The sequence below is a fragment of the Sphingobacterium sp. GW821-FHT03E03 genome, from assembly GCF_059420745.1.
This window is the reverse complement of the sequence record NZ_JBWKUH010000023.1, coordinates 66,972-77,132: the sequence shown is the minus strand read 5'-3', so window position 1 is coordinate 77,132 and position 10,161 is coordinate 66,972. Positions and strand designations below refer to the sequence as shown.

Below are 10,161 nucleotides of genomic sequence, written 5' to 3'. Positions count from 1 at the left end.
AATTTTATAGATTCAATATCGGTCATTTTAACGCTCATATTTTACAGCTCTTTCATTTACAATATTTATATAGCAAGATATTTATTTTCACCTTGCTTTCATCTTCTTAATTTACTCTTCCTATAATATTGCTGTTAGTGCAGCTAAGGCAATTTTCAATTCATTTTCTTCTCCATTCCTAAAATGAATGCATAGAGATAAGTCAGGAAAATTGTTTTGATTAACGATACGAGTCAATTCCAGGTGAAACTGTTTGTCTACTATCTCAAACTTAAAATCGCTCTTTAATACGCTCACATAATTTACCTGATCATTCCATTCGATTTCAATCTCGTCCTCATAGGCCAAAGCATTAAACGAAAGATAATTTTCATGGTTGACAAAGGTTATATTAACAATTTCATCCCAGTTGGTCTTCGTACTATAGACTATTTGTTGACTATTAAACTCCATGATTCTTTGTTAAAAGCAGCAATACTGGTTCAGGTTTTATCATACTAGATCCAATGATATAGCCATTAAAAAATAAATAGTTTCATATCCTCAATAATGGCCGGAAAAAGAAAATTTTCAATCTTATCATAATCCATTCTCTTTTTTAGCTCATCAAAATCCTCTTTTTTCACTTTCTTCGAGATCAAAATTAAAAATGAACCAAAGGCATCATAGATAATATCCGCATAAATCCGCGGAGACATTAGGGGCTCAATTTTTGTTGAGATCACAGAGAGTAGCGCAAACTTTAAACTTCGCTGTTTGTTAAATCTTGGTTCAGGACGAAATTTATCCTCAGTGGTATTGAAAAGACAGTCTGTAAAGAATTTATGCTTTTCAGGATCAAATTTCTTTAGATCCAAAGTAATTCTATATTTAAACTGATCATCGATCAATATCTTTTTACCCACCAGTAGATTATGATAAATGTAATCCCAGACATATTGGGCCACCTCAGGTGAAATCCTTGGTGTAGATTCTACTTCTGCTCTTTCAACCATTGTCCTTATTTCGAAATATGCCATTTTATATAATATTGGTTAGTCCATTTTGTCAAATTTATAACTGCCTTCTCAGGCTATTTAAAACTACATTATTTTGACCATATAAAATTAGGCCCATTTAAAATCGATAACATCCACTTAATATTCGTAAGGATTAAAACAAATCATCACTTAGACATCATTCCAGTTCCTCTCCTAAAAGATATCTCACAGAATTAATAAGATCATGTGAAAGACATAAAAGCACGAATTAAATTATACTTGGGTAGATCTTTAGTGCAAAATAATTCACAAAAACAATTGTAATATTTGTAATACATTTGATCTGGCATAGCATTTGCAATGGCAATCCTATAAGTTACTAACTATGAAAATAAATTCAATTTTTGTTGCTTTGGCAGCCGTAGTGCTACTAGGCAGCTGCAGTAAGGACGATAAGCAGTCTACACAGACGACCCCTGTAACCATTAAAATGACTGATGCCCCTGGTTATTATGATGCAATTCATTTAAACATCGATGAAATAGAAATTCGTACGAGCTCAGGTACTGAAAGTCTGGACGTTGATGGAAGTCCGTTTAATATTCTTGCCTATACCATGGGGAAAGATACCGTGATTGCGGGAGATGATGTACCGTCGGATATGATCCAGGAAATTAGACTTAAGCTTGAAGATGAGGGGAATGAAATTTGGGTTGATGGCGTTCGCCATCCGCTAAAAACGCCTAGTGGGCAGTCCTCGGGTGTTAAGATAAAGGTACACGATGAGTTGATTCCGAATGTTGCCTACACCCTTTTGCTTGATTTTGATGCGTCGAAATCAATCGTAAAAACCGGTAACGGCCAATATTTGCTTAAACCAGTTATCCGCGCGATTCCTGTAGCAACATCAGGAGCAATTACAGGCACGATTAATCCGGCTGCCTCCTTAGCTCACGTGTTCGCCATTAATGGAGTAGATACTGTTGGAACTTTGGCGAATTCAGTTGGAAAATTCTATTTCCCGGGTATGTCAGAAGGTACATATAAAATAGTTATTCAACCTTCAGTTGCAGGCTACTTGGACAAAACCATTGAAGACGTTCAAGTGGTAAAAGGAAGCGTCAAAGATTTAGGTAGTATCTCAGTACAATAATGTACTTTGGTTAAAAAAGGAGCTTATCCTTGCAATCTCCAAAAAGTCAGTAGATTTTTTGGAGATATGACATAGATAATATGCTCCTTTTTACATCTCTATGTAAAAGATCTCGTTCAGAGTAACCTATCAACTTCCAACTACCTCCATTTCCTCTATCGGAATTTTGTATATACAAAATTAGTTTAAATTTACTGCTCTAATCTTTAGATAGAAACAGCCCGCGATCCTGTATCTAATTGGCAAAATTATCCTATTCAATTTTGCTGGGATAATTCATATTTTAAGTATGGAAATATAAGAGAGGCACTACTCGATGATCAGTGAACATTTACAAATGTAAGTGATATAAAAAATGTTGAATTTACTGGTATAGTAGTTGTGTATTCCACTTTATAAACATACATATATGAACAAAATCTTTCTTTTTTTTTCATCGGAATGACAGCCATTACAATTTCTTCTTGCCAAAACAGAGGTAAAACACCTGCTAGTACTGCTATTGATACAGCGGCAATGACAGATACACTATCTGCTGCTGGAAATACCGAACAGGCAACCGCTATACCTGCAATACAAACTCGTTATGCTGGGACAGTTCCCTGTGCAGATTGTGAGGGGATCAAAATGATATTGACTTTGCTGAATGAAACCTATAGTCTTGAGGAAACCTATTTGGGAAAATCAGATCAAGCCCTACAGTCCAAAGGTCCAATGTTGATCGAGCGTGGCTACGAAAAAGACAATGATGCAACCTTATACATCCTAAACCCCGATAGTGATACTGAAAAGCGTTATTTTGTTCGCCTGACGGCACAACCTGGTAAGTTGATCATGCTGGATAAGGATCAAAAGATAATCACCTCGAAATTCAACTATACGCTATCTGAGGAAAAATAAAATCCGTGTTTCACGAATGAGACTGCGATCCACCGATCGAAAGCATATTGGCAAAAAGACGATAGGCTCCGGATACAGCAGCAGGAAGCTGTCTAAATAAAGACAGGCTGCTGTAAATATAGTATCCTTTTCCCTTTCTATTGACAAGCAACAACCCATCTTCATTTCCTCGGTCCGAATTTTGGGTACGCAAGACTGGTTTAAATTCACTATTCCAGTCTTTGGGTAGAAACAACGCGCGGTCCTGTACCCAATTGACAAAATCTTGCTGTTCTATTTTATTTGGATAATTCAAGATTCGATGCGTGGGATCCAAGAAGCTAATGGTCGATTCCATATCGGTAATCCGTTCGCCAGTAACAGTTAAAGGATAAACCCCCACCTCTTCTAACGGTAGATCATAAGGGGTATTATATTGGGTTATCAAAACACCACCGGCTTCAACGTATTCACGCAACTGCGTATGAAAATTCACCAATTGTGGATCCGTATTATAAATTCGGATGCCTAAGACTATGGCATCAAAACTCGACAGATCTGCATCTTTCAAAGCAGTCACCGATAGAAGTTCTATCTCATTTACCAATTGCTTCAGGCTTCCTACAAGTTCATCCTTTTTTCCAGCGATATAGGCGATCTTCTTAGCGGTGTTCACAACTGGACTATCTAGAACCTGTAAAACAGCTTTGGGATAATATACGACATCCTCAATATGAGGATAGCTGAGCGATTTTAAACTACGTTGGTGGATACCATAAGTACTTTCTATCTCAAATCCAATCCGTTGTATCTGTTCAGCTGATCCCAAAGAAGTCAACTGAAGGTGAATTTTTTCGGAAGCATTACCCTTTAAGGTCAATGTATGTTCTTTAGGAGATAGTGTCAGCCCATCCCCTCCCTTTAACCTCACAGTGACTGACTCCGCTGTAGAGACATTGGATTGTAGTTCAAGCGAGACAGAACGACTGGTAGAATCCGCCAGAACGATAATATCTGTATTAAAAGTGCCGGTAATAGCAGGAGAAATACTGATTGGTTTATGGTTATTCAGAACAGGTATACTAATCGCGATGGATAAACCTCCAAACTGCAACTGTAATTGTACCGCGATTGGATTGTGATGTTGAGCGAGTACAATATCGCTGAAAGACTGCGGAGAATAATTACCCTTATCTCCCTCCTCTGTTAACCAGGATGGCAATGAAGGATCAATGGTGTGACTAAGCCGACCTGTAATTTCTATACGTTCTGTATGTGATAATTGATGAGGCTGATGATATAGCGTTTCAAAAAAGGGAACTGTCACATGGGTCAATACCATATCAGAATCCTGGGGTATATTCGCCTGCAAAAATAAGTTAACATCGGTGCCAGGCACCCAGCTATCAACCAATGAATTTATTTCAAAGGATACCCCAAGTGCGCGAAGCAAAAGCTGCTCCAGGTCAATACGTTTTTCATGGATTACACTATTTTTGGATACAGTTCTCATCCAGATCAAAATTGTTGCGATCGCCACTGAAAGTTCACGGCTATCTCCCTGGGCCTGTTTCGCAAGCAAACCATCGACAAGTTTCTTAAAAGCAGGAATATACTTGTCCTCCGTTTCAGTTGAAGTAAATAAAGCGTCAGCAGCTGTTGGATCAACAGACTTTCCCTTCAATAATTCAAAATATTCAAGCGTGGGCGTATGTTGCGTTAAACTAGCCATCGCCTGAGAACGGTGTTTATTACGGCTTTCAGCAGCAATCTCACCATGATGCACGCCCGTATAACGATTATACACAGGAATAGTGACCGAAAAATGCCGTGGTAAAGGTATTACCTTACCACCAATATCTTTGACGCCACTCTCCTGATAAACATTCCAAAACAAACGCTGTGTCTGCCAGACAGACAATTCCTCCAATTGTTCAGGATAGGCCTGCGGATCCGCAGCGAGATCATAGGCCTTTTGTGCCAGGATCGCCGAACTCTGGTGGTGTCCATGGAGATCTGGAATATGCGGTGAAAATCTAGTAATAATAATATCTGGCCGAAAGTACCGGATGGTCCATACGATATCCGCAAGCACCGCTTGCTCATCCCATCGGAGCATTGTTTTAGTTGCAGATTCTACAAATCCAAAGTCTTTGGCCCGTGTAAAAAATTGTCTTGTGCCCTCGGTCTTCCGCGCAGATAAGGATTCCTGTACCCGAAGTATGCCAAGGTCGGCTCCTTTTTCGGAGCCTATAAAATTCTGTCCCCCTTCGCCGCGCGTAAGCGACAAATAAGCAGCATCTACAAGCTGATCCTGGGCAAAAAATGTCAATAGCTTATTGTTCTCATCATCTGGATGGGCACCCACATACAAAATCCTTCCAAAAACCTTCAACTTGCATAACTCACGCGTGAAACCAGCATGGTTCATTTGCGAAGAAATTCCGTTTCTAGGTTGTTGGGAGGATTGTTGTGCGAGAAATTTTAATGCCATATCCATTTATTTTAATAAGTGCGATGGCCAAATATAGTAATAATTTCCAAAAGACTACCAAATCTATAGATATTATTAATAATACTAAGAATAATGTAGTCGAAAGCTTACGAAAACGGTTGCTCAATATCTTGTTATTTCTTCGGTCTAATTACGTAGCATGTACCTTGGTCTATCCCTCTTAATAAAAGATATTTTTTATCCTTTGACCGATACACTTTATAATTATTTAATTCTCTTGCTTTTAATTCCTCGTATATTTTATTGGGTTGTTTGAAATACAGTGTTTTATGGGGCATCACAATTTTGAAATAACTAGTTCCCTTCCAATGGTCGATATGAGACTGATTGCCTGTGCCCCATCGTAGGTATCTGCCGAAATCCCAAAATGAATATTGAATCCAATTGTCTTTATGGATATACTCACGCCGGATAAAATCCAATCCATCATCTTCGTCTGTAAGTTCTCCAGCATATGTTATTTCCAGTTTGCTATCTCTAGACTGAGGATCATCATAGCTATCCGTAAACAGGTAGTTCCACTGGCCATGGCCATACAGGAATAATTTGTACCCCCCCTTTTCTGGATCGGAGGATAATGCTTGGATCTCCTCCGTTACATATTCTTTAGCTACATATTCTTTAGTGGAAAGCAATTTTTCAATTTCCTTTTTTGAAAACCTTCGGTCCCGATCTAAATTGTTAATCAAATAGTTCGTTGTATCACCCTTGACTATCCAGTTGTTATAGCTGTCACTTTCTGTATCAATGATATAGCGATCCACTGTTTTATAATTATGCGGTATCGTATTAGGGTAGATATATGTTAAGGAGTCTACGACATATCCATTTTGATCGAGCTTGTACCAAAAGTCCTCGATGGTTATTTTCTCATCATTTTCCTTATCCCTACTGCCGGCAATCAACAAGGTGCTGTCATTAATCTGGAGAATAGGTTCAAAATACTGCGCTTGGATCTCCAGTACATCATAGTCATCATCTTTCAGACTATCCAATGTGCGACATGTTCTGTACACTTCCGGAACCCGTTGAAATTTCACTGCTAACTGTTTATAATACTTCCCAGTATCGGGAAATATAACGATACAGCTCAGAATGACTACTCCTATTATTACTTTTTTTATCTTCATTTTTTACTATCTCTCAGAACACTTACGGAATATCTGTCTTCGCCATAAAGATATCGAGTTCTATGTAAATAGGGACCGCGAATATTAATTCGAAACACTCAATTAAAAAATGAGATAGTTATTTTTTCCTTATTAATTGCCTCAAGAAGCCTATTTATAGCATTAAAAGATTTACGGTCATATGTTAAACTTTTCGAATTAACACTTTTTAACCGATATATACCGTAGCTTAGCGCTTTATCAACAATTAGATCAACCAAACAGAATGCCCTTTTTAGATCATGTGCTCCAAAAACCCAGCTACGGATGGAAAGACGACAACGGAGACCTTATTAAACCCAGCCCAAAACAAATATTCAGCGAATTTTTCAAAAGATTAAATGTTTTTAAGGACCAACGCAACTGGCTACCTTTTTTTAGTTGGCTGAAAGTAGCTTGCCTTATTCCTTTTTTCTTTGTCTTTCTCTTTGCTCACCTTAGCTGGTGGACTGTGCTGGCTGCTTTTATCTACAGTATGATCATTATGGGGACGCATGGCACGATCTGGCACCATCGTTTTTCCACACACGGCGCCTTTAAGTTCAGCAATCCCTTCTGGCGCTTTTTCACACAGAACCTCACAATCAATGTGATCCCTGAGGAGATCTATGTGATTTCACATCATGTACACCATGCTAAATCAGATCAGCCAGGGGATCCCTACAACGCACAGGCAGGATTTCTATATTGCTTTTTGGCCGATGTTAACCATCAGCCGATTGCTAAAGATCTGAATGAAAACTCCTATAACCGCGTCAAGTTGCTTATGAAGCATACCGGTGTTACAGCCAATACTTATGCACAATATCAAAAATGGGGGTCCTATGTCAATCCGACACATGCGATCCTATCCTGGGTATTAAATTGGTCATTTTGGTATGTTGTATTCTTTCTGATCGGTGGGCATGCCTTGGCTTGTTGCCTATTTGGTGCTGCTGGTTTTTGGGCCATCGGTGTACGTACATTTAACTATGAAGGACATGCTAAAGGAGAAGATAAACAACGCGAAGGGATAGATTTTAATGAAAAGGATAAGTCCATCAATCAATTGTGGCCTGGTATTGTCGCCGGGGAATGGCACAACAACCATCACCTTTATCCCAAAAGTGCGCGAAGTGGTTTCAAACCCTACCAGATTGACCTAGCTTGGTGTTATATCAAAATGATGCACAGATTAGGAGCTGTCAGCAGTTATCGCGATGACAAAAAACGGTTCGATGAACAGTATCATAAGCCTTATCTCGATGCTAAAAAATAAAAATAGATCGATTATCTGATTCCATGTATCAGATAAAAATAATTATACAATAAAACAGAAAAATAGCTAGTACTAGCTATTTTTTTTTTGTTTTGGAACAAGCTAATTTTAGCTGCGCGTCCAACAGGAAAAGCATCTTATCAGGAGCTTATATTTTTTACACAAGAAAGGTATTATTCTTCGCGATCTAAAGCCTCAAAACATTCTATTAAAAGAGGAAAATGAAATATTAACAGCAAAGATCTCTGATTTTGGCATCAGTAAACTAATCGATTCACAGACCAATAACGCTTCCCTGACCATACTGTATTGAGGCAATATTTCATCGAATGTCGAACTTTGGTATTATGGTGTATGAGCTAGTAACCAACAAACCTCTATTTGAACATCAGAGTGGAGACACCATCGCAAAACAGATTATAACCTCTATCTTATCAGCAGATCTTCTCAAAGAAGTTGATGATATCCCCGAACCTTATCAATCTGTCATAAAAAAACACCGTGTTGCAGATGCCTGAAAACTGATCAAAAACCGCAGATGAACTGATCAAGTATTTCGAAGTGGCAAACGATCAAGACATCGAGCTCCAAGTTCTTGACCTATCGTCAAAAAGCAGCCCGAAGGAGGCTCCTAAAAGCCAAAAGGCCATAGCATCGATCAGAAGTTTCAAACCCAGTAAAGAATCTCCTTTTAGATTAAAAAAAACATCGGGAAATTTCCCAATGCACTGCATCTGTTTATCCATTTTTTTTTTCATAACAATAATACCGAAGCTTTCATCGCTTCGGTATTATTGTCATACAGTACCTCCACGGGTTATTTTTCGTTCAGGTTTCTGGATTTCAACTCATTGTCAAGTGCCGCATCCGTTTTCTTCCAGCGAATAAAAGCCCAAGCGCCCATAACGATAAGCATAAACGTAAAAATAGTAATACCCTTATTTACGACACCATAAACAATAATCCCGGCACAAAATCCGACAAGTATAGCATTGATTAGTTTACTACTTTTTTGTTGCTTTTTTCTATCCAACAATTCCTGATCGGTCAATTCAGTTAGTTCCTTTTCTTTCATAGTTTTAATGTTTTGGTCAATATAGTATGGAGCAAATATACGATCTAAAAAAATATTCACCTATTTCAACAACAAGACAATGGTCAAAGATATGACAGTATTAAATCTTATCAAGCTCCAACATAAGAGCCTTAAGATCCTGTTTCATAAGCGTAATACTAGATTCCAATTGATCATACATATCTGCGCGGTTCTCCAGTTCATCCGTTGAGTACTTCCCTCCTTCACCAAAGAAGAGCGGTACGGACGACTTCTTCGGATCAAGGTTAATCTGCCCTAGATTGGTCCATTTTTCTACGATCTGCTCTCTTAAAGATTTATCTTGACCGATAGACGGGTTTTTATATTTCAGGTAGTACCAGACCAAGGGAGGAAAGATCGCCGAAGTCTCTACGTTATCCCACACGTCCTTTAAGGCATTTCGTTTGTGATGAAACTCAACAGACTCCTTATTAAAAATCATCATCAAGCCCAGACCCGCCTCACCAATACCCGCCGTAATCCCGATGGTATTGCTTACACCTTCATTTTTAACCACTCCACCGGCAAGAATAGCACCAAGTGCCCCCACCACAATGGCTCCTTTAGTCAATTTGGACTCACGGTCCCCCTGCCTGCCTTTGAGGTAATTGGCTACCTGACTTACCCTTTCTTCCTCACAGTCCATCTCCGAAGAAACTGCAGAAATCTCGATTGAAGCGGCATTTATCCGATGGTCAATATCCTGCTTGATCTCCAGGATACGAAGCCGGGCCTCCACACTGGTACTATCTCTCCGAGTCCGCAGCTGCATATACTTATCGATCAGATCCAATATCCCTATGGCATTCGCCATGTTAAGCGTGTTGTGATCAAATTTTTCAGTCAGACGTTTTGACAGCTGCTGTTGGTACAGGGCCACAGGAAGCTGATCAGCGGTATAACTATATAGGTTCCGTTGATTGCAGTTGCTGTTATAAAGTGCATCCCGTATACCGGGATCTTTGATGGTCCGACAAGAGGTCATCAAAAATACTCCGATCATCAACATCCAACAGACTTGTTTATTGCCTAAAGTCGGAACGATAAAACGCCCACAATGAAGTACCTTGCCCATATTTAAGTTATCTTGGTGTAAAATTAGCCTCGCATA

Annotated in this window: 11 protein-coding genes; 5 read left to right on the top strand and 6 right to left on the bottom strand. The window is 38.9% G+C overall.

Annotated elements, in window-relative coordinates:
* Positions 1–120: 120 nt before the first annotated feature.
* Complete coding sequence (locus AC07UV_RS20300; protein ID WP_495185078.1) at positions 121–453, bottom strand: hypothetical protein; 333 nt, start codon at positions 451–453, stop codon at positions 121–123.
* 65 nt (positions 454–518) lie between these two features.
* The gene (locus AC07UV_RS20295; RefSeq protein WP_495185077.1) at positions 519–1,019 is read right to left on the bottom strand and encodes a hypothetical protein; all 501 of its coding nucleotides are present in this window, start codon (positions 1,017–1,019) and stop codon (positions 519–521) included.
* A gap of 346 nt (positions 1,020–1,365) precedes the next feature.
* On the opposite strand from AC07UV_RS20295, the gene AC07UV_RS20290 reads away from it, so the two are divergent.
* The gene (locus AC07UV_RS20290; protein ID WP_495185076.1) at positions 1,366–2,133 is read left to right on the top strand and encodes a DUF4382 domain-containing protein; all 768 of its coding nucleotides are present in this window, start codon (positions 1,366–1,368) and stop codon (positions 2,131–2,133) included.
* Positions 2,134–2,574: 441 nt separating this feature from the next.
* Positions 2,575–3,033 (top strand): copper resistance protein NlpE, encoded by a 459-nt coding sequence (locus AC07UV_RS20285; protein WP_495185075.1) that lies wholly within the window; start codon positions 2,575–2,577, stop codon positions 3,031–3,033.
* Positions 3,034–3,043: 10 nt separating this feature from the next.
* On the opposite strand, the gene AC07UV_RS20280 is transcribed toward AC07UV_RS20285, so the two are convergent.
* The gene (locus tag AC07UV_RS20280; RefSeq protein ID WP_495185074.1) at positions 3,044–5,506 is read right to left on the bottom strand and encodes a PIG-L family deacetylase; all 2,463 of its coding nucleotides are present in this window, start codon (positions 5,504–5,506) and stop codon (positions 3,044–3,046) included.
* A 134-nt stretch (positions 5,507–5,640) separates the two neighbouring features.
* Positions 5,641–6,657: a hypothetical protein gene (locus AC07UV_RS20275; RefSeq protein WP_495185073.1), complete on the bottom strand. Its 1,017-nt coding sequence runs from the start codon at positions 6,655–6,657 to the stop codon at positions 5,641–5,643.
* A 265-nt stretch (positions 6,658–6,922) separates the two neighbouring features.
* On the opposite strand from AC07UV_RS20275, the gene AC07UV_RS20270 reads away from it, so the two are divergent.
* The 3 genes from AC07UV_RS20270 (at position 6,923) to AC07UV_RS20260 (ending at position 8,472) form a co-directional block, all read left to right on the top strand.
* Positions 6,923–7,954, top strand: a complete 1,032-nt coding sequence (locus tag AC07UV_RS20270; RefSeq protein ID WP_495185072.1) for a fatty acid desaturase — start codon at positions 6,923–6,925, stop codon at positions 7,952–7,954.
* A gap of 112 nt (positions 7,955–8,066) precedes the next feature.
* Positions 8,067–8,267, top strand: a complete 201-nt coding sequence (locus AC07UV_RS20265; protein ID WP_495185079.1) for a protein kinase domain-containing protein — start codon at positions 8,067–8,069, stop codon at positions 8,265–8,267.
* 16 nt (positions 8,268–8,283) lie between these two features.
* Positions 8,284–8,472, top strand: a complete 189-nt coding sequence (locus tag AC07UV_RS20260) for a hypothetical protein (RefSeq protein ID WP_495185071.1) — start codon at positions 8,284–8,286, stop codon at positions 8,470–8,472.
* 299 nt (positions 8,473–8,771) lie between these two features.
* On the opposite strand, the gene AC07UV_RS20255 is transcribed toward AC07UV_RS20260, so the two are convergent.
* Together AC07UV_RS20255 and AC07UV_RS20250 are read right to left on the bottom strand one after the other, a co-directional pair.
* The gene (locus AC07UV_RS20255) at positions 8,772–9,029 is read right to left on the bottom strand and encodes a hypothetical protein (RefSeq protein ID WP_495185070.1); all 258 of its coding nucleotides are present in this window, start codon (positions 9,027–9,029) and stop codon (positions 8,772–8,774) included.
* Between the two features lie 100 nt (positions 9,030–9,129).
* Entirely contained in the window at positions 9,130–10,125 is a 996-nt protein-coding gene (locus AC07UV_RS20250) for a hypothetical protein (protein WP_495185069.1), read from the bottom strand.
* Positions 10,126–10,161 lie beyond the last annotated feature (36 nt).